20 protein-coding genes are annotated in these 19940 nt (G+C 46.6%); 4 read left to right on the top strand and 16 right to left on the bottom strand.

What is annotated here, in order from left to right; genetic code table 11:
* Positions 1-10 precede the first annotated feature (10 nt).
* The gene (msrA, locus tag RIC29_03350) at positions 11-661 is read left to right on the top strand and encodes a peptide-methionine (S)-S-oxide reductase MsrA (GenBank protein ID MEQ8733933.1); all 651 of its coding nucleotides are present in this window, start codon (positions 11-13) and stop codon (positions 659-661) included.
* A 5-nt stretch (positions 662-666) separates the two neighbouring features.
* Here the strand turns inward: msrA and RIC29_03345 are convergent, their stop codons facing one another.
* Positions 667-1437, bottom strand: coding sequence for a GntR family transcriptional regulator (locus RIC29_03345; protein ID MEQ8733932.1), 771 nt, complete (start codon positions 1435-1437; stop codon positions 667-669).
* A gap of 171 nt (positions 1438-1608) precedes the next feature.
* Here RIC29_03345 and RIC29_03340 point away from each other — a divergent pair, with 171 nt between their 5' ends.
* The 3 genes from RIC29_03340 to RIC29_03330 are packed head-to-tail and all read left to right on the top strand — an operon-like array spanning position 1609 to position 5074.
* The gene (locus RIC29_03340; GenBank protein ID MEQ8733931.1) at positions 1609-2775 is read left to right on the top strand and encodes an acyl-CoA dehydrogenase family protein; all 1167 of its coding nucleotides are present in this window, start codon (positions 1609-1611) and stop codon (positions 2773-2775) included.
* Positions 2775-3965: a CoA transferase gene (locus RIC29_03335; protein MEQ8733930.1), complete on the top strand. Its 1191-nt coding sequence runs from the start codon at positions 2775-2777 to the stop codon at positions 3963-3965. The genes RIC29_03340 and RIC29_03335 overlap by 1 nt, the downstream gene beginning before the upstream one ends.
* 29 nt (positions 3966-3994) lie before the next feature.
* Positions 3995-5074 carry a CoA transferase gene (locus tag RIC29_03330; protein MEQ8733929.1) on the top strand — a complete coding sequence of 360 codons (1080 nt, stop codon included), beginning with the start codon at positions 3995-3997 and terminating at the stop codon, positions 5072-5074.
* A gap of 16 nt (positions 5075-5090) precedes the next feature.
* Here the strand turns inward: RIC29_03330 and RIC29_03325 are convergent, their stop codons facing one another.
* From RIC29_03325 to RIC29_03255, 15 genes are all read right to left on the bottom strand, one after another.
* Entirely contained in the window at positions 5091-6146 is a 1056-nt protein-coding gene (locus RIC29_03325; GenBank protein ID MEQ8733928.1) for a transketolase C-terminal domain-containing protein, read from the bottom strand.
* Entirely contained in the window at positions 6143-7135 is a 993-nt protein-coding gene (locus RIC29_03320) for a thiamine pyrophosphate-dependent dehydrogenase E1 component subunit alpha (protein MEQ8733927.1), read from the bottom strand. The genes RIC29_03325 and RIC29_03320 overlap by 4 nt, the downstream gene beginning before the upstream one ends.
* A complete protein-coding gene (locus RIC29_03315) occupies positions 7132-7791 on the bottom strand; it encodes a class I SAM-dependent methyltransferase (protein MEQ8733926.1) in 660 nt (219 codons plus the stop codon). The genes RIC29_03320 and RIC29_03315 overlap by 4 nt, the downstream gene beginning before the upstream one ends.
* 11 nt (positions 7792-7802) lie before the next feature.
* The gene (locus RIC29_03310) at positions 7803-8792 is read right to left on the bottom strand and encodes a GDP-mannose 4,6-dehydratase (GenBank protein ID MEQ8733925.1); all 990 of its coding nucleotides are present in this window, start codon (positions 8790-8792) and stop codon (positions 7803-7805) included.
* A gap of 40 nt (positions 8793-8832) precedes the next feature.
* The gene (locus RIC29_03305) at positions 8833-9894 is read right to left on the bottom strand and encodes a zinc-binding dehydrogenase (GenBank protein MEQ8733924.1); all 1062 of its coding nucleotides are present in this window, start codon (positions 9892-9894) and stop codon (positions 8833-8835) included.
* Positions 9895-9957: 63 nt separating this feature from the next.
* Positions 9958-10896 (bottom strand): SDR family oxidoreductase, encoded by a 939-nt coding sequence (locus RIC29_03300; GenBank protein ID MEQ8733923.1) that lies wholly within the window; start codon positions 10894-10896, stop codon positions 9958-9960.
* Positions 10893-11618 carry a nucleotidyltransferase family protein gene (locus RIC29_03295; protein ID MEQ8733922.1) on the bottom strand — a complete coding sequence of 242 codons (726 nt, stop codon included), beginning with the start codon at positions 11616-11618 and terminating at the stop codon, positions 10893-10895. The genes RIC29_03300 and RIC29_03295 overlap by 4 nt, the downstream gene beginning before the upstream one ends.
* A complete protein-coding gene (locus tag RIC29_03290; GenBank protein ID MEQ8733921.1) occupies positions 11615-13042 on the bottom strand; it encodes a PfkB family carbohydrate kinase in 1428 nt (475 codons plus the stop codon). Before RIC29_03290 ends, RIC29_03295 begins: the two co-directional genes overlap by 4 nt.
* A gap of 105 nt (positions 13043-13147) precedes the next feature.
* Positions 13148-14077 (bottom strand): transketolase C-terminal domain-containing protein, encoded by a 930-nt coding sequence (locus RIC29_03285; GenBank protein ID MEQ8733920.1) that lies wholly within the window; start codon positions 14075-14077, stop codon positions 13148-13150.
* Positions 14074-14868, bottom strand: coding sequence for a transketolase (locus tag RIC29_03280; GenBank protein ID MEQ8733919.1), 795 nt, complete (start codon positions 14866-14868; stop codon positions 14074-14076). Before RIC29_03280 ends, RIC29_03285 begins: the two co-directional genes overlap by 4 nt.
* The gene (locus RIC29_03275; protein MEQ8733918.1) at positions 14865-15644 is read right to left on the bottom strand and encodes an SDR family oxidoreductase; all 780 of its coding nucleotides are present in this window, start codon (positions 15642-15644) and stop codon (positions 14865-14867) included. The genes RIC29_03280 and RIC29_03275 overlap by 4 nt, the downstream gene beginning before the upstream one ends.
* Before the next feature lie 98 nt (positions 15645-15742).
* Positions 15743-16432, bottom strand: coding sequence for a class I SAM-dependent methyltransferase (locus tag RIC29_03270; GenBank protein MEQ8733917.1), 690 nt, complete (start codon positions 16430-16432; stop codon positions 15743-15745).
* A 36-nt stretch (positions 16433-16468) separates the two neighbouring features.
* Positions 16469-17719: a methyltransferase domain-containing protein gene (locus RIC29_03265; protein ID MEQ8733916.1), complete on the bottom strand. Its 1251-nt coding sequence runs from the start codon at positions 17717-17719 to the stop codon at positions 16469-16471.
* 103 nt (positions 17720-17822) lie between these two features.
* Positions 17823-18797: a phytanoyl-CoA dioxygenase family protein gene (locus tag RIC29_03260; protein MEQ8733915.1), complete on the bottom strand. Its 975-nt coding sequence runs from the start codon at positions 18795-18797 to the stop codon at positions 17823-17825.
* Positions 18798-18799: 2 nt separating this feature from the next.
* The gene (locus tag RIC29_03255) at positions 18800-19855 is read right to left on the bottom strand and encodes a hypothetical protein (protein MEQ8733914.1); all 1056 of its coding nucleotides are present in this window, start codon (positions 19853-19855) and stop codon (positions 18800-18802) included.
* Positions 19856-19940 lie beyond the last annotated feature (85 nt).

The raw sequence follows: 19940 nt of genomic DNA, 5'->3' as shown, positions 1-19940 counted from the left end.
AGTGATAAACATGTTCTTTGCATCTCGTAAAAAGCTAGAGATCCCCAGTCCACAGGACGCTTTACCTGGTCGGGACAAGGCAATGCCAGTCGCGGCTGTGCACTTCGTGAATGGCAACCCACTAAAGGCCCCTTTCCCAGAGGGCCTCGAACAGGTTGTGTTCGGCCTGGGATGCTTTTGGGGGGCAGAGCGTAAGTTTTGGGAAGTCGATGGAGTCTACAGCACCGCTGCTGGCTATACGGCCGGATATACGCCCAATCCCAGTTATGAAGAAGTCTGTTCTGGGCTCACGGGCCATAATGAAGTCGTGCTCGTCGTTTTTGATCCCACCAAGGTAAGTTTCTCAGAGTTATTGAAGGTTTTCTGGGAGTCTCATAATCCGACGCAAGGCATGCGTCAGGGCAATGATACAGGAACACAGTATCGTTCGGGTATTTACACGACGACCCTGCAACAGCGTGAGGCGGCTGAGAAATCTCAAGAGGCTTATGCTAGAGCTTTGGGGAAGGCTGGCTACGGCGCGATTACGACCGAAGTGTTAGAGTTGCAAACATTTTACTATGCTGAGGATTATCATCAGCAATATCTCGCTAAGAATCCTGCTGGCTACTGCGGCCTCGGCGGCACAAATGTGTCATGCCCCGCGTTAGCTGCTGAATAAAGGGCTCAATCGCGCTTAGTATTTCTTAGCAGGTCAATCGAGAAAGTAAACCGGCCAGCCGGATGCTCACTGACGGAGACTTCAAACACACGGCCTGTTTTATCTTTATAACGCCGCACAATAATGAGCGTCGGGCTACCGGCTTCAACACCCATTGCCCAGGCTTTGGATTCTTTTATGGAGCCCGCGTAGAGGTCCATGGTGACTTCCTCGGCAACGATACCGAATTCTTTCTCTATGACCATGAAGACGGGCTTCGTATCCTTGCCAATTTGATCCGCCAAAGACTTATGTTCTGGGCGAACGTAGACGTCTGTCCAGCAGATTGGAGATTTCTCATCAAGATATCGAATGGCTTCAATTTTATGCCATGTCTCTCCAACTTCGCCAGAAATAACGGGGGCGAGTGCTGCATCAAGAACAACCGAAGCCGATGTTTTTAATTGCAGTTGAGTCTCAAACGAGTACTGCAACAGCTCTTCTATGGAATTAAGCTTTTGCACAAACATGATCGTCGGATTCTTTGAGACGACGACCGTACCAGACCCTTGCCGTCTCAACACCATTCCGTTGTCAATCAACCGCCGAAGGGCTTCCCGCACTGTGAAGCGGCTGACATTGAAGCGATTACAGAGTTCCAACTCCGTGGGCATCCTGGTGCCGACGGGATAGGTATCAGCCTCAATTTCTCGCTGGAGGGCTTCAGCTAGTTCTAGGTAAAGCGGTCCCTTAGCGGTTTTTGACGACGTGGGGCTTTTGGGGTCGCGTTTTACCATCGTTCTCTTACAAACAGCGCCAATGAGCAGTTTTAAGTGTCTCAGTATTTTGTCTAGTCGTCCGGACAAATAATAAATTGTCTGTACATCTTATCTTAGATACATTGCCTGACCAGACAAAATGGAAATTTGTCTGCATGTTATGCCCTCAAACCTATACGGAAAGAGCCAATGGCACTGAAAGAGGAGAAGTTTGATGAGTCTGATGACCGCCTGATCTTGGACAGTATTCAGAAATGGCTGGAACGGGACGTCGCACCCCATGCCATGGAACTGGAGCATTCAGACACCTACCCCCAGGAAATGGTTGAGCAAATGAAGGCCATGGGGTTTTTTGGCGCGACGATAGGGCAGGAGTGGGGCGGGTTAGGTTTATCAGCCTCTACCTATGCCAAAGTCGTCACTATGGTGTCTGAGGTCTGGATGTCCCTGACTGGGATTTTCAATTCACATCTTATGATGGCGACTGCGGTTGAGAAATTCGGAACTGATGCACAGAAACAACGCTTTTTGCCCCGCTTCGTCACCGGGGAACTGCGCGGTGGAACCGGTCTGACAGAACCTGATGCAGGAACGGATTTGCAGGGCATTCGCACACGTGCGGTGCGGGACGGTGATGACTACATTATCAACGGCACGAAGACATGGATTACAAACTCTATAGAAGGCAGTTGCTTCGCCTTGCTCACCAAGACAGACCCAAAGGCTGATCCTGCACGCAAGGGCATGAGCTTCTTCATTGTTGAAAAAGGGCCTGGCTTTAAGATCTCCAGACGTCTTGAGAAACTTGGTTATAAAGGCATTGATTCCGGGGAGATGGTTTTTGAAGACTTTCGCGTACCGGCAGATAATCTGATTGGTGGTGTTGAAGGGCAAGGCTTCTATCAGGCGGTTGGTGGTCTTGAACTTGGACGGATCAATGTGGCGGCGCGCTCTGTAGGAATTGCAAAGCGAGCTCTTGATGAATCCGTCAAGTACAGCCAGCAGCGGTCGACTTTTGGCAAGCCGATCAGCCAGCATCAGGCCATTCAGCTCAAGCTGGCTGAGATGGCAACGCGTTACGAAGCTTCACGGCTTCTGGTTGAGCAGGCTGCCACAGCTTATGACGAAGGTCGACGGTGTGATCTTGAAGCTGGGATGGCCAAGTACTTCTCATCTGAATCTGCCATTGAGAACTCCTTAGAAGCGATGCGCATTCATGGCGGATACGGCTACTCCAAGGAGTTTGTGGTCGAGCGGCTGTATCGTGATGCGCCTTTGATGGCGATTGGTGAAGGGACCAACGAGATGCAAAAAATCATCATTGCGCGTCAGCTTGTTGAACGGAATAAAATCTGATGCACCTGCCCTTAGAAGGTATACGCATCCTTGCGATTGAACAGTATGGCGCTGGGCCATATTGCTCGATGTTTCTGGCTGATATGGGTGCCGAGGTTATAAAGATCGAGAACCCATCAACCGGCGGAGATTTTGCCCGGGATACAGGGCCATACTTTCTCGGGGAACATGACAGCCAATACTATCAGGCTTTTAACCTTAACAAACGCAGTTTGACGTTAGATCTTAAGTCAGAAGCAGGCCGCGAAATACTTCATAAACTGGTTAAAGAATCTGACGCGATCATTAATAATATGCGCGGCAATCAGCCGGCTAAGCTTGGCCTAGATTACGCGGCTTTAAAGTCCATAAACCCTAAAATCGTTTGCGGTCATATTTCTGCTTATGGGCGGAATAACAGCCGTGAAGCTTGGCCAGGTTATGACTACCTTATGCAGGCCGAGGCAGGCTTCTTATCCGTGACAGGTGAGCCGGATGGCCCGCCTGCGAGGTTCGGCCTGTCAATTATTGATTTCATGACGGGGATGATGTTGGCCTATGGCGTAACGGCGGCCATAATAAAAGCGCAGAAAGCAGGCGAGGGTGGGGACGTTGACGCCAGTTTACTTGATACGGCCCTGCATCAACTGACCTACCCAGGAATCTGGTACCTAAATGAAGGGCTGAAGACCGGCAGAAGTCCGCGCGGCGCTCATCCCTCTGTAACGCCGAGCCAATTGGTGAAAACCGCGGACGGCTGGCTGTTTATCATGTGTCAGAACCCGCGGTTCTGGAACTTGATGATCGACGGTTTAGGACGATCTGATTTGGGGCGGAACCCAAAGTATGCTGACCTCACTGCGCGCCTCAAGAACCGCGCGCAGTTGACCGACGAGCTAGATGCAATTTTTTCGCAAAAATCGACAGAGGCGTGGGTTGAGCAATTTAAGGGTGTCCTGCCTATCTCACCAGTATATGACATCGCACAGGCGCTGGATAATCCATTTCTTGATGAGATCGATATGATCGCTGAGGTGGATCACCCCGACCGGCCGAATCTGCGTGTGTTACACAATCCAATTAAACTCGACGGCCAACGCCTTCCTGTGAAAAGCGCCCCTAAATTGGGCGCAGATACAGATGCCATTCTGTCCGATCTTGGCTATTCAGCGGATGTCATTGCTGATTTGCGACGCTCGAAAACGATCTAACGCTGACCAAGCACCCCAGGAGAAATACGATGAAACTTGAAGGCCTGCGCGTGATTGATCTTTCGATGTATCTGCCTGGTCCTCATTTAACTCTCATGATGGCGGATCACGGTGCAGATGTTTTGCGTGTCGAGCCGCCGGGTGGGGAGCCCGCACGCAAATACGGCCCTTTTCAAGCGGGACATTCTGTTTGGTTTCGCAATACCCATCGCGGAAAAAAAAGCATCTGTCTTAACTTGAAAGACGACGAAGACCGCGAGGTTTTACTAAAATTATGTGAGACAGCAGACGTGTTTGTTGAAGCGTTCCGCCCTGGCGTCGTTAAGCGTCTCGGCGTTGATTATGAATCTGTCAAAGCGCGCAACCCAAAGATTGTCTATTGCTCTGTATCGGCCTTTGGCCAAACGGGCCCGCTGTCTGGAAAGCCCACGCATGATATGGGCGCACAGGCTCTGACCGGCCTGTTGGCCTTAAATGATAACGGAGATGGCAAGCCGGTGGTTCCTGGCTTGCCAGGCGCGGATATGGGGGCATCTCTGATTGGGCTAGCAGGAATCATGATGGCATTGTACCGTCGCCAGATCACAGGCGAGGGCGACTATGTCGATGCTTCCATGTACGACAGCCTCCTGTCGTGGACAGCGCATTTGTCTGGGTCTGTGCTCGCAGAAAACAAAGCCCCCACGACGCGAGAAGGGCGCTCTATTGGTGGAGCGGCTTTTTATAATGTGTACGAAACGCGAGATGGCCGATTTATTGCGCTTACAGGTCGCGAGCCCAAGTTCGTTAAAAACTTGCTGACTAAAATTAATTTAGAGCACTTGATCGAAGTCTGCAGCGCTGACGATTGTGTTGCACAGAAGACAGCAAAAAAAGAAATTGCCGGGACCTTCAAGACCAAAACACAACAAGAATGGATCGAGATCCTGGAGCCACTGGATCTATCTTGGGCTCCAGTGCTCGATATGGCGGAAGCCTTTCAGCTAGAGCATGCAAAAGCCCGCGGCATGATTATTCAAGATGATGCAGGGATTACGCACGTTGGAAATCCGATCAAATTTAAAGAAGAACCAGCTGTGCTTAGGTTTGATGTGCCTGAGTTAAATTAAAACATACCGTGACCGACTAGAAGGGTCCCGAAAACCAATCACCGGGGACGTCATGTGGGTGAGTCCTTGATTTTGCAAGAGGTGTTGTATCAATCTCAAGCTTCACCATTTCTGAAACTCGGGCAACGATATGTTCTGCTCTTACATGGTAGTTTTCTGTAAGAGCTGGACTCGTCGCTTCTGGGAAGTCCGGCATGGCAAGCCTTTCAGGTGGAGCTTGTAGATCGGTCCAGCAGTCTTTCGTGACTTTGGCAACGATCTCTCCCGAGAGAGAGCCAGTCAAGCTGGCTGTATCCAACACCAGAAGTTTACCCGTTTTCTTAACGGACTTCTCAATACTGTCCCAATCAATTGGCCTCACAGTTCTGAGGTCAATCAAATCACACTTTACGCCGTGATTTTTTAAGAAATCCACAGCGTGCAGCGCCTCAATGGTCATATATGACATCGAGACGATTGTGGCGGCATCACCTTCTCTTAGCGTGCGGGCTTCACCCAGCCTTATAGTTTTGTCGTCATTTAGCGCATTCGTTTTTAAGTTGTGGAGCCAACGATGCTCCAAAAAGATCACGGGATCATTATCAAAGATTGAGGCGAGCAGCAGACCTTTGGCATCCTCTGCTGTTGACGGCATAACCACTTTTAAACCCGGCACCTGTGCAAACATGGACTGAAGGTTTTGAGAATGCGTTGGCCCTTGTCCCCAGCCTCTACCAATAATCATTCTTACTGTTAACGGAACACCGCGCTTGCCACCAAACATGAAGCGCCATTTCGAGGCATTATTGACCAGTTGATCCATGGATAAGAGCGCAAAATCAAGACGTTGATGGGTCATGACAGGCCGTAACCCGTTTAGTGCAGCGCCGATGCCAATTCCAGTCATTGCATTCTCTGAGGTTGGCATGTCAAACACACGTTCTGGACCAAATGCCCCTGGCAGTCCTAATGTTGTTCCAAATATTCCCTTGGGATCATCTGCCCCCAAGCCATAACAAATGACAGTGGGGTCTGTTTCCATCGCTTGGTGCAAAGCCATATTAATAGCTTTTGCAAAGGAGATCGTGCTCATGCCGATGCTCCGTCAGTTATCGCAGGTGCATACAGATCGGTATAGGCTTCACTTGCCTCTGGAAAGTCGGAATCTTCTGCAAATTGGAAGGCAGCTTCAACTTCTAGATGGATTTCTTTGTCTATTTTATTTTCAAGTGAAGAATTCAGTGCTCCATTTTCTTCGAGCGTTGACCTCAGACGAGTCAAAGGATCTTTTGCTTTCCAATCATTGAATTCTTCCTCTGTGCGGTACCCTATGTCGTTATCGTAAAATGGGCCGCAATGTTCCCGCCACCTGTATGTGGAAAATTCGAGAAACTGGGGACCCTGGCCGGCACGAATTTTTCCAATGGCATCTAGGGTAATTTGATAAACAGAACTCGCATCGTTGCCATCGCTAGACTGAGAACTGATACCAAGACCTTTAACCATATCTGCAATTGATCGCCCAGGCGGTTGGCGAACAGATAAAGGCGAGTATACCGAGTAGAGATTGTTCTCACACACAAACAGAACTGGAAGGTTCTTGAGTACAGCAAAATTGACAGACTCAAAGAAAACGCCAGCTTCTACCACAGCGTCTCCATGGAAGACGCAGCTAACCTGTTTGTGTTTTTTTAGTTTGATGCCGTAAGCTAACCCGACACCCACAGGGACTGTTCCTGCGACGATAGCCGTGCTTCCCATGAAACCAACATCTTCGTCGATTAGGTGCATTGAGCCACCTTTTCCGCTGCAGCAACCGGTCGCTTTGCCATAGATTTCGGCTAGCATGGCTTGGAGACTGCCGCCCTTGCCCAAATAGTGTGCATGGGCCCGGTGACCACTGACGGCTAGGTCATCCTTGGAAAGGGCCAATCCGACGGCGGCGGCGACACCTTCTTGACCTATAGATAAATGAGTTGGGCAGCGCATTTTGCCTTCAGGATAGCGCCGCGCGATCTCTTCTTCGACATGCCGTATTCTCTTAATGCGGCGGAGAAGTTCTAGTTGCGTATCTATACTCAAGGGACGAACCAATAGTAGTCGCCTGTATATCCGATTTCATTGAAGAAAGACTTCCATTCGTCAACATGCATAATCGTTTTGGCGGTAAGATTCCAAAGATACATGCGTTCTTTCTCTTCATCATCCCGATAGGCATCTACCGTAATGTAGGATCCAATCCGGCTGACCCGCTCAATTTCTTGCAAGGCTTTTGCACATTCGTCTCTCTCCAAATTATGAACCGTGTTTATGCAAATCGTGACGTCAAAGGCGTTGTTTTTAAAAGGAAGCTCACGCGCGTCTCCCACTTGAGTGAAAGGGCGCATGTCTTCTATTGTGTTTTCTATCGCGTATTCGGAGACATCAACGCCGTGGACTTTTATACCCGGAATAATCTCGGAAAAGTCGTGCAGCATAAAGCCTTTTGCACACCCAACATCTAATACAGAACTGATGTTGGTGAGATTGAAATGTTCTTGAAAGGTTGGAACAACAGGTTGCCAGAAACGTGATTGATAGGAAAAACCACCATAGCCATGCCGTCGATCACCATCAAAGAAGTCCTTACCAAATTTCCTGGCAATGGCTCTGTCTTCTTCACTTTTTTCTGCGCCACGTTCCTTAACGTCTCGTTTAGTTCGAGGATAGTTAACAAGCAGATCTATCTCTTTGCCCATGCGGCAAACTCCTAAGCTTTATGTATGTAGTCATGCGGTTGATGAGTGAGGTCGTCAAGCCATTGCTCTACCCACGCAATTGTCTCAGAGATTCCGTCCTCAAGCAAAATTTCATCTGTCCAATTGAGTTCTGTGCGAAGCTTTGTACTGTTTAATTGATATGACGCATCTTTACCGAGCCGTTCATCTGCGACTTCGACAGCGTCATTAAAATTGATGCCCATTCTCTCACAGATCATCTCAACGAGCGCTCGGATACTAATGATACCGTCTGTGGAGATATGATAGGTTTCGCCGAGAGACCCATTCATCAAAATTTTGAATGTTGCTCTTGCCACATCATTCATATGAATAAAGGAACGCTCGGATGTTCCGCCGCCATGCAACTGAAGTTTTTTTCCTAGTTTACAGAAGAGTATGGTTCGGGGAATAATTCTGTAAAGTTGTTGGCCAGGTCCAAATACATTTGCGGCTCGGGTTGATAAGACCGGAAACTCATAAGCATCATAGAATGATTTGAGGCTCATATCAGCTGCCGCACGTGATACTGCATAAGGTGTGCTTGGATTAAACGGTGTTGTTTCGTCAATGAAGTTTTCTGTGCTTCCGTAAACTTCCGGAGTGGTGACATGAAGGTAACGCTCCAGAAAGTCGAGTTTTCTGATGCAATCGTGGAATTTGATTGTCGAGACAGCATTGGTCATGAACCATTGCTCAGGTTGCCGCCAACTTTCTGCAACCATGCCCTGAGCCGCAAAGTTGATTATGTGAGTGATTTTTTCTTGGCGTATAAGGGCTTCAAAGGCATTGAGGTCGTTGTTTAGGTCGAGCTGATGAAATTGAAAATCACCAGATTTCTTATTCCACTTATAGGGCAGAAATGCATCGTGTGGTTCAGGTGACCGACTTGCACCGAATACGCATAGCCCTTGCTCCAATAGATGGGAAACAAATGTGGCGCCTGAAAATGAATTGCTTCCCAGCACGAGAGCTTTGGTCATCGGTTACACCCTATCGTAAATCGCGAGAGCCAATTTCGATCTACAAGTCAAAATCAACGAGACACCGACCGGCTGACTCACCTGACCTCATCATGCGTATTAAATCATTAATTTCTATAAGAGGCGCAACCTCGGTAATGATATCATTCAAATCAATACCTTTTGATTCTGTGAGGCCCATATAGCGCGGTATGTCCTCATGGGGGATGGCTTCTCCGCCATGGGAGCCTGTGATTGATTTCCCGAAATGGAGGGGGAGTGTGTACAGTAACGCTTGGTCGCCTGCTTTTGGGACTCCGACCAGTACAACACGCCCATGAGGCCCAATGATATTGTAACCTCGACCAACCACCTCAGTGTTTCCCGTGTTATCAATAAATATATCTAGTTGGTCTGCAGACAGGGCTGCTTCTATTTGCTGCCAAGGGTCCTGTTTAGATCCGTCAATCGTATGAGTCGCGCCGCATTTTTTTGCAAGATCCAATCTGTTGCTGTAGCGGTCCACCGCAATGATTTTTTTGGCTCCTGCGAGAGCAGCACCCTGCACGATATTCAGCCCTATCCCGCCGGCGCCAAAGACAACCACGGACTGCCCCAATTTAATACCTGACTTATTGTCAATGACACCAAATCCGGTCGTTACCGCACAGCCATACAGCGCTGCAATTTTCATATCGATCGTGTTTGGAATAACTGTCAGTCTATTTTCTGAAACTATGGCCAGTTCATTAAAAGTTGTCACCCAACCAGCGTTAACTTTTTTGCCGTTAGCTGAATATTTTGCGGGAGTGGCCTGAATGCCAAGTGAGGGCCTCCAGTGAAGAACGACGGCGTCTCCCGCAGCGACCGTTGTTACTCCTGGTCCAATTTGTTCTACATACCCAGCGCCCTCGTGGCCTAGCAAGTGAGGTAGCCAGCGGTCAGGGCCTTTTACTCCATCTATTTCACCAATTTGAGAACCACAGATGCCGCTGTACCTTAGTTTTACGAGAACTTGGCCTACTTCAAGTGTGCCCGGTAGTTCAATGTCTTCAATGACTAAATCAGATTTGAGTTCTGTCAGAACAGCGGCTTTGAAGTTTGAGCGAGAGGAACCTAACATGCGGGATGCTTCCAAAAGAGTTTCGTTGTTGTCAGGGTGCGTTTGTGCTGGTGGTGAAGCAGGTCAGGCCACCAATTTTTTGCTCATCCATTTTAGACAATAAAACCGATCTTCATCTTTAAGCTTTCCAGAGTCAAAAGCGTCTGCGATCTCATTGATCGCGTCGCTGACTGTTTTTTTCGGCTTGAAGCCTGTCGCTAATAGTTTATCTGAATTAACGCGATAGGAGCGAGGATCATTGGAGGGTTGAATGTCAATGCGGGTCTGGATTCTTGCCGCGATCATTTCAGCAATCTCTAGAATGGATAAATTTTCAAATCCCGCGTTATAGACACCTTGAATGTCAGGCCTATCAAGTAAATAAATGTACAGGTCTGTTATATCGTCGATATGAATATTAGGGCGTGTTTGATCCCCGCCCAGCACTGTAATTGCTCCTTTTGTGAGAGCTTGCATCGTTAGCATATTTACAGCGACGTCTAGGCGCATGCGATTTGAGAGGCCACAGACTGTTGCTGGCCGAACAATTTGTATCGCCATATCTTCGGAGTAGCTTAGCAATACGCGTTCTGCGACCATCTTTGTTTTGTTGTACTCAGACAGAGGTACGAGTTCTAAATCCTCAGTGACTTTTTCTTCGTCTTTAAGTCCGTATACACTGCCAGAAGAGGCGTAAATGAATTGCCTTACACCTTGCCTGACAGCTTTGTCTGCGAGCCTCATCGTTGCGAGGCAGGAAATTTCCCAAGTTAACTTAGGATCGAGGTCGCCGCATGGATCGTTGGCCACGGATGAGAGGTGAATTATTGAATCAAAAGATGAAAGATCAAGTTTCTCTGACTCGCGAACATCGAATTCGATCACTTCCAGATTGGGATGCGGCTTTAGGTCATTACCAAACCACATAATATCTAAGCCCGTGACGGAGTGACCCGCGTCCAAGAGTTTGGGAACCAAAACGTTGCCTTTAAAACCGCATGCTCCGGTAACAAGAATATTCATTTTATCGTCCAATAGGGGTCATTTTCGGCCCTTTTCAGGGCTTCTGGATTGCCAATATCTCGGTGGAATTCATCGTTAAAAAATGTGAACCACCTGCTCGCCAGGGGAGGTACCACATCTCTACAGAAATCAGAAGCTTCTGGATGATCTTGTACCCAATCGAGAACCTCTTCTTCCAGCAAAAAAACGGCAGCATTTGCTATGTTTCCAGGAGGGTTCTCAACTTTCTCATGAACTTCGATTACACGCCCCAGATCGTCAAGCGCCAAGATACCGCACTCTCTGGGCGATTCTGTCTGAAAAGTCATAATGGTACCAAGGCATTCCCGATAGCGGGCGTTGTGTGTCTCGATAAATTTGTTCATGTCAAAGACGGAAAGATTGTCTGCATGAGCCACAAAAAACGTACCGTGCCCTCTTAGAAGTCCGGCATTGGCTCTCAGCGTACCAGCCGTACCAAGAATTTCATTTTCGTGGACAAGCTCAATTCTGTTTGACCAAGGACTGTTCCTGCAGAATTCTATTACGAGATCGGGGAGATAATGTGTGTTTACAATTACCTTCTCGATGCCAGAGCCAAGTGTCTTCTCTAGCCAGTGTTGCAGAAGCGGCTTGCCGCGTACTTCGATCAAGCACTTCGGTAAAGTATCAGTCAGTGGGCGGAGACGGGTGCCATAGCCACCTGCTAATAACAATGCTCGATTAGGGGAATTGAGCGTCATTGTAGAGCGTCTAATAGCTCTTCCGCACTTATTGGAATATTGCCCGTACGGGACGTTTGTATGCCAGCGGCGACAGATCCCAGGTATGCGGCCTCCCAGGTGGACGCACCAGATGCCAAAGCCATTGAGCCAACCGTCAACATTGAGTCTCCAGCACCCGATACGTCTCTCGGGTTTTTGTTAAGGGCTGGAATACGATCGGACGTTTGCTCATTCTCTGAGGAAGGGCTCGTTACAACGAATACGCCTGACTCTCCCAACTTTATGAAGGCTGAGTTGCAAGATGACGTTGCGATCAACTGGGTTGCAATTTGTGCCAAACCACTTGTTTGATCTCGTAGTGCCAGCCGAGCTTCAAATTCAGTCGGGGATAATAACTGAGCCTTCTTGAATCGCGAAACGTCACCGATTTGAGAGGATGACTGACTATCTGCCGCTATTATCGCCCCGTTTTTTATGGCTGAAGCGGTGATGCTGTTAACCAAGTCTTGCGGTAGGCACCCGTAGCTGAAATCAGAAAACAAAACTAAGTCAGCATTTTTGCAATCCGCTTCAGCCCTTTCAGCTAAGCTGTGTTGTAATTCTTTTGTAATTTCATGTTGTCTGAGATGGCTGACTCTCAGCATAGTTTTGCCCTGTGCCCGGTAGCGCTGTTTGAGCGTAGTCGGCCTGCTTTGATCTTCGATCAATGTAGCGTTTACATTGAAATCAGATAATTTCTTCGCAGCATCTTGTGCAATTTCATCTCTGCCAACGACTGAAAGAAACCTGACTGATGCACCAAGCATAGCGGCGTGACTGGCGACAATACCTGCCCCGCCAATAAAGCGATCCGTGTGCTGCGGAGTCACGACAAGCGCGGGGTCCTCACGCGACATACCCAACGCTTCACAGGTAACATATTCATCTACGATGAGGTCTCCAACGACCAAGACTTTTAAGCTTGAAAAGGATTTTACTCGCTCAAGCATTGTGCTCGCCGACAAGTTATGACGACTGATATAGTCTGTGGGGTTGAATAGGCGTGTGTTAGACTTTTGATCACTCTCTTTTGAGAGGAGGTCACTGCCGGAATATGTAGCTTCGCCTGCGCTAAAAATAAGCGCCCCACCGTATTTCTCTATCACTTGTTGTTCGATATTATCGGTGTTCTCAAATTCCTTTCCTTTGACGATTACCGCTGGTTTGAGGTCTTCGATAAAAGGAAGGAGTCCATTTTCAAGGATCGCCACCCGGTCAACGATTCCAAGTTCATTAAGAGCGTCTGCTCTCTCCTGCGGGGAAGGGACATCCGTAGAAGGACGATTATTGTATACGCCGACAATAAGCGTATCTCCGCATTCGGCCGCGAATCGCAATAGTCTCACATGGCCGGGATGCAAAGAGTAAAAATTACCTGAGACGAAGACTGTTTTTTTTGTCATTTATTATAGACTTCACGTTAAAAACGCCGAAGACGTAGTTAAAATGTAATTAAAAATACTATAAGCAAGGGTATAGAGGAACTATTCGCAATCCTTGAAAGTAGTCTAAGTGCCGAATTCGGTAAGGACGAGATTTGATATTCCGTCTGCAGTCAACCCAACAGATTCGCAGTGGTCTTCGTAAGATCCGTATGTTCGTAAGAACTTATCTGGAATAGACGCTGAAGCATACTTAGTGCTGGGTATATTTCTGATCGCCCGCAAAACGTCATCTCCAAGGCCGCCTGATGTCATATGCTCCTCTATTACAATGACATGCCGTGTTTTTTCTACGCTAGCTATTATCAGATCAGTATCTAGCGGTCTAACTGTATGGATGTAGATGATCTCTACGTCCCAGCCTTTGCTAGAAAGTATCTCCTTGGCGCCCAATGCACTATTTAGCTGAGGTCCTGTGGCAACAAGTGTAACATCTTTTCCATCAGAGATTTTAATACCTTTGCCAAAAATAATATCTCCGGTTTTAAAGGAAATGCTGTGTTGATTTCCGGGCACGCGAAACACGGTGACCATATCGTTGTCGTACGTTTGCTTAAACAAGCTATCGAATTCGATAGGAGTTGACGGATAGGTTATCTGTACATTTTCTAACGTCTTCAGTAATGCAAAGTCGCCGTAGCAGTGATGTGTGCATCCAAGATAGGCGTAATCGAAAGCACTCCCAACCGTCACAATATTGCCATGCAAGCCATGATAACAGAAGTCTAGTTTGATCTGTTCGAACGCGCGCTCAATGAGGAAGGGGGCTATTGTGTGAATAACGGGAAAGAGACCTGTTCTAGCGAGGCCCGCACCCATGCTCATCATCGTGGGTTCTAGGATACCAGCATTATAGTACCTGCCTGGGCAAGCTTTTGCGAAAGGTTGTAAAATACCATGGCTTATATCTCCGACCATAACGACAAGTTTTTGGTCCGACTGGCCGACATCTAACATCGTGTCGGCGAATTGTTGGCGAACTTGCTTACTGCTCACGATAAGACGTCCATAATAGTCGTGTACTCTTCTTTATTCGGTATACGGTGGTGCCACATACCATGGCCTTCTATCAACGGAACTCCTTTGCCTTTGGTCGTTTTGGCAATAATAGAAGTCGGAATGCCGTCACTTTGGAACGTAACTTGCTCAAATGCGTTCTTCAATTCAGTATTATCATGGCCATCAACAACAATCGTATTCCATCCAAAGGCAGCCCATTTTGCAGGCAGATCATCATGGGGTAGCAACTGCATACCAGATTGGTTCCAATCGACCATCACGCACATTTGCCCCAGCTGTAAATTCCGGGCGACATGGGCGGCTTCCCAAACAGTTCCTTCATGGGACTCACCATCGCCGATTAGAACGAAAATCCTGTTCTCTTGGCCGATAATTCTGTGCCCAAGAGCAATACCGACCGCATAGCAAATGCCGTGTCCAAGTGAGCCTGTTGACGCTTCTGCGCCTGGGACTTTATTAGTATCCGGATGTTCGCCGAGTATTCCATCCTTGCGGCAGAATTGGGCGATATCTTCATCCGTGATAAAACCGTGTTTGTGCAAGTTTACATATAGTGCAAGGCAACCATGCCCCTTGCTGAGAATAAAATAATCCCGCTCGGCCCAGTCAGGATTGCTCGCATCAAAACTGAGGACGTTATCGTAAAGATAGGAAACGATATCCAAGATAGAGAACGCACTGGGAATATGACCGTTATTTCCTCTCACGACCATATTTACAATCTGTCTTCTCAGTTGGAGGTTTAATGCTGTCGTCGCATTTGTCATTGACCGAAGTACCCTCGTCCCTGTCCACCATCAATGGGAACAATACTGCCTGTGTTGAAAGAAGCGAGCTCGGAGCAAAGATATGCAACATAGTTTCCGATCTCTTCGGTTTTACCAAAACGACCTATACGCTGCCGTTCTGTGAGGTATTTTTTGACATGTTCTGGGCGTTCTCTTGATGCTTGATCCCAGTAACCCTTTTCCGTGAAAACGGCACCCGGTAGAATTGCCGAGACGACTACCCCATCGGGGGCTACGACCCCGCCGAAACTTCTGGTGTAAGCTGTTAAAGCCGCCTTCATTGAGCAGTAAGTTACTGGCCCATGATTTTCCATTGCAGAGATTGAAGAAACGTGGACAACGCGACCCCATTTTCTTACCTGCATAGATGGCACTAGAAGCCCATTCAGTTCGACGGCAACTTCAAAGTTAAATCTGTATATTTTTCGCCAGTCCTCCACGGAACAGAATGGATCAGTAATATCAAGAGTCCCGCCCATATTATGGACGATGATATCAACAGGAGCGAAATTATGATTTTCAAGCCGAGTAAAAAGCTCTTGGGGCGCTCCGTCAGGCGTTAAGTCCATTGCTAACCCAAGGTGACCGGATGACGGTCCACCAATACTCTCAACCAAGCTTTCGATGTCTTCTTTTGTTCTCGATACGGCTGCAATCTTAACGCCTTCGCGTGCCAAGCACTCAGCTATTGAGCGACCAAGACCTCTTCCGGCGCCTGTAATAAGTGCCGTTCGGCCTTCAACCATCAAATCCATCAGTGATACCTTGTTTCATTATTACTGGTTGGTCGCGGTTCAGTCAGGCCAAAATCGATCAAATGTTAAGACTAAAACCCGTAATTCAGCCTTAATGACTAATCTTTTAACCCAACTCCAACAGCAAGCAAATAGTGCGCCATAGGGGAAAAGCCCGTATGGACCACTTCGTCATTCATGGAGAAATTAAATACGTTATGAAATCGCCGTGCGATCAAGTCACGAAGCGTATCTGCGCTTTTCAGATTTATGTGCCCTGCTTTACTTCCTGGGGAAGCATAAGCATCAGAAGTGATGTTTGGAGTTCCCAAAATTAATACGGCGTTAGGATTGAGAGCTGAACATATATTGTCAATAAATGTATTTTCATTTGTCGTTGGAATATGCTCAATCACGTCCATTGAAAAGGCAGCGTCAAATTCACCTGGAATGGGTGACTTTGTGACGTCGTGAAGAGCGAAACTCACGCGGTCATTGCCTTCTTTTTTATACCGGGCTTTTGCTTCATCCAACACTAACGGCTCAATATCGACACAGTGAACAGTGCTTGTTGTCTGTAAAACTATAGGTGTTCCAACAGAATCTCCGCAGCCAACCTCAATAACTTTGTCTTTGCCAGCTAGCATTTTTGCAACAAACTTGTATCGAGAAAACAAAAAGCACATGTGACGTGGATCACTTCGCCAAATATGACTCGTCCATGGCCCTAATGTGACGGGACCCAGTTGCTCAAAATCGTCAACTTGGGATTGATTTTGTGGTTCATGTGTCTTGGCTACAATTGTCATTTATACTCCAACACCTAAGATTTAGTCATCGAAGGTTTAGATCAGGTTGAATGGATAAACAATATGTCTTGGCCGGATCTCTAGAAGTTTAGTCATAATAGGCTGAACATTATCTATGGCTGTTATCAGTACTGCCGATTCTTTCATATCGGCTACCTTTGATGATGGAATGATCTTTACCGGAAGATTCCAATACCCTAAACCATCCTTATCAGGATCATCATCAATAATAGCCTCAAAGTTTTTTAAGTCTGTTCCGAGATGATACGCTAATACGGGAAGCATTTGAGCGGCCCCATAACCATAAAGTCGATGACTTTGAGCGATCTCAGCCATTACTAGCTTTGTAGATGATAAATGCTGTTTGAACTGCCTAAAACGTGTTGCTATGACATCATGACTGGGGGGGGTGAATATAAGCTTTTGGTCAGCATTTTCGTTTCCTTTTACAAACGCCATCGCAATAGCACCCCAGTCGTGAAAGTTCTCCCGATGTATAATCAAGCTTGCGCCAACTTGCTTAAGCAGAGCTGTGAAAGATGACAGAGAGAAATAGTGAAGGTGCTGATGGAAAATTTGGTCAAAGCGTCCACGCTCAATCAGATTATCAAAACCAGGAACTTCAAAAATGAAAAGGGCATCTGGGGCCGCAATTTCCATAATACGCGAAAGTACTTTTACGGGCTCAGAAATATGCTCAAGTGTATGCCTGCAAACAATCAAATCTGGTTTGCTAGGGAGCGATTCTGTGGGCAGTTCTTCGAAGTTACAGCCATGCACCTCTATTGATTTATCGGCGTTCTCTGACTCTCTGCCGCGCCAAACAGGATCCACGCCTACGCGATTTTTTGCTGCACCGGCTAATTGAGAAAGTAAAAAGAGATCGTTACAGCCTAAATCTAGTGCACAATTAAATTTGCGTTCCGGTGCTAGAGCATTAAGTACAGAAAGAAAGAATTCCGTACCTCTCCTTGCGGTGGGGCTTGCAGAAGTGCGAAACTTATATTGTGAATCGTATAGTAAGTTTGGTGATAGTTGGACTTGGAGCTGCCCATGACCACAGGTCGCGCAGATTTGCAGTTGTTGATCAATGCCTGGTGGTGTCTGCTTAACTGGCTCTAAGCAATATGTCTCCGTGAGAGGAAGGTTCGGAAGATCAATAGCAACAGTTATATCTCCACCGCATATGGCACAGGACATCATGATCTTTATACTTTCTGCCCCGCGATCAGACGCTGAGGCTATATTTTCTTTGATATCATAGCCTGCGGATAAGGAGGGCTTCATATTCTTGACCAGTGCAGGGTTTTCGGTTGAGGAACAAGGCTTGTCTATCGACTAAAATTAGCGAGGCCTGCCTTCATAATAGTACATCTATAGACTCAAGTGATTAAGCCAAATTTTGTCTATACCAAGCGTACTCAAAACGCCACCTTAGCAATTGCTGCGGTATTTTTATATCTGCAGCAACAGGTAATCGATCAAGAATGTTATTTACAACATCTGACCGAGACGGATGTCTTTCTATTCCCTTGGAATCACCTAAGAAATGTAGGCCATAACAGTGTGATAGATTGATATCCTCGTTGAACTTCATGATTAAATACTGATCTTCTTTGCTTGCTGTATTTAAGTCATCTTTGTGGATTAGGCGAAAATCAAAACTGAGCCTGGTGTCTTTCAGAGCCTTCGTCGAGCCATGAAGGATATTTGAATGAAAAAGATAGGCGGATCCTGCGTCAATGCGCGGGTGAATCAAAGTTTCCGATAAGAGCTGATCTAAAGACGAGCATGCATCGACGTATTTATCGTAATTGTACTTATTTCTATCACCCCAATCTATCTTAAATTCTTTGTCTAACTCATTAGAGTTTTTAAAGAATGCCAAGCCACCAGTTTCTATTGAGGCGTCCCGCAAAGCGACCCAGAAGGTAAATGCAAACACACCAAATGCGCGATCATAATGTGGTTGTCCATCCAATAGGGCTTGGCGCTTAATATTATCTCTAACGTATCCTGGTTTGCTTTGTCTCAGATAGAAAATTGGGTGGACTAAGAAATCATCCCGGCATGCTTCTCGGACATTGTTAGAGTTGTTTAGTGCTGCGACTGCCTTCTCAGCAAGTAAGTCAAATCTGTCAGCTGTTGCCCATCGGTAGGCTAGCGCCTTCATTATCACAGATTCATGAAAAATATAGTCGGCTCCAAATTTTTCGTCTGAAAGGTCATTGAAGTAGTCTTCCTTCATCGACTTTATTTCTTGCTCCGCTGATGCTGCAAATTCTGAAACTTCGTCGATTGACAGTAAATCAACAACTTCAGGAAATTTATCCGATAAAATTAGGTCGCTAGTGATTGAAGCCATTGTCAACTGTTTCGCCTAAGGAATTGATAATATTGCTCATTCTCGATCGCATAAAAGCATGGACCGTGGAAGGTTTCAGAATAATTGCTGGGGACCGTTATTGCCTTAGAATTAGGCTGAGCAGGGTTAGGTGTCTTATAACGTCGATAACCAAAAAGAATGTGCTCTGCTTGATAAAAAGCAAGCTGTTTCTGAATTAGATCATTGGTTACCGCATTTGCCTCACTTAAGCTCCATGTTGCGATGAAGAGATTGGGGGTTGCAATAAAATTCCCTAATTCTTGGGCATGATTAATTGACACAAAGTTTATCAGATTTTCTTGGACGCTCGAATTGCTCGGCGTTACGAAGTTAAGAGTCTGAGGACCAAATAGACGCCCTAGAGTGTAAGCCTGAAAGACGATCATTTCAGGGATGTCAATGATTACATGAGTGTAGCTTGGATTTATCTGACGGATGAGATGCGCCATGCTTCCATAACCACCACCAAATTCTAGACAGATTTTAAAGTTTTCGAGTTCAAGTTCGTTCACGCTTGAAAAGGCCGTTAGGTGGGTGAGGTGGTTAATGCGTGTTTCAGAACTTTCATAGTTTGGGTCAGTTATTAACTGACCAGGAAAACTTCCCTCTTTAAGGAGGCGAGCCAACTCAGATTTATTATAGCGCTCTTCTAGATAAGGAATCTGTTGTCTAGCGTAAATACCACAGGCTGATAGATTAAAGGCATATTGAAGTAATGGGTCACGAAGGCATTTTTCAGGATTGTTCTCGATAACCTCCATGAGTCTGTCAACGTGTTCTTGCCACATTGGCGTGATGTATTCGAGTGTGTTGGAAGTTTTCTTTAAGTCTTTTATGAGGTCTAAATCTATATTTACATCATTGAATGCCGGAGTATTAGAGCTGTGAAAATTATCCGAGATTTCAAGCGTTGATCTTATCCATTCTGCCTGCTGTGTTTCAGTCCGATGGCTTCCTCGCGGTATATAAATTTTCATTTTTTGGCTTTCTGACTTCAAGCAGGCTATTAATTTTGGCTGGGTTATCTTTTCAAACACTAAACTTACGTTTTATGTATTAGATTGCTATTTATTTAGAATACTAATTCCAATCCCTAAAATACTGTTTCAGCAATCATAAATC

It is taken from the genome of Rhodospirillaceae bacterium, assembly GCA_040219235.1.
Lineage (GTDB): Bacteria > Pseudomonadota > Alphaproteobacteria > Rhodospirillales > Rhodospirillaceae > WLXB01.
Note: the sequence above shows the minus strand (reverse complement) of the source record. Positions and strands in the feature narration are given on the sequence as shown.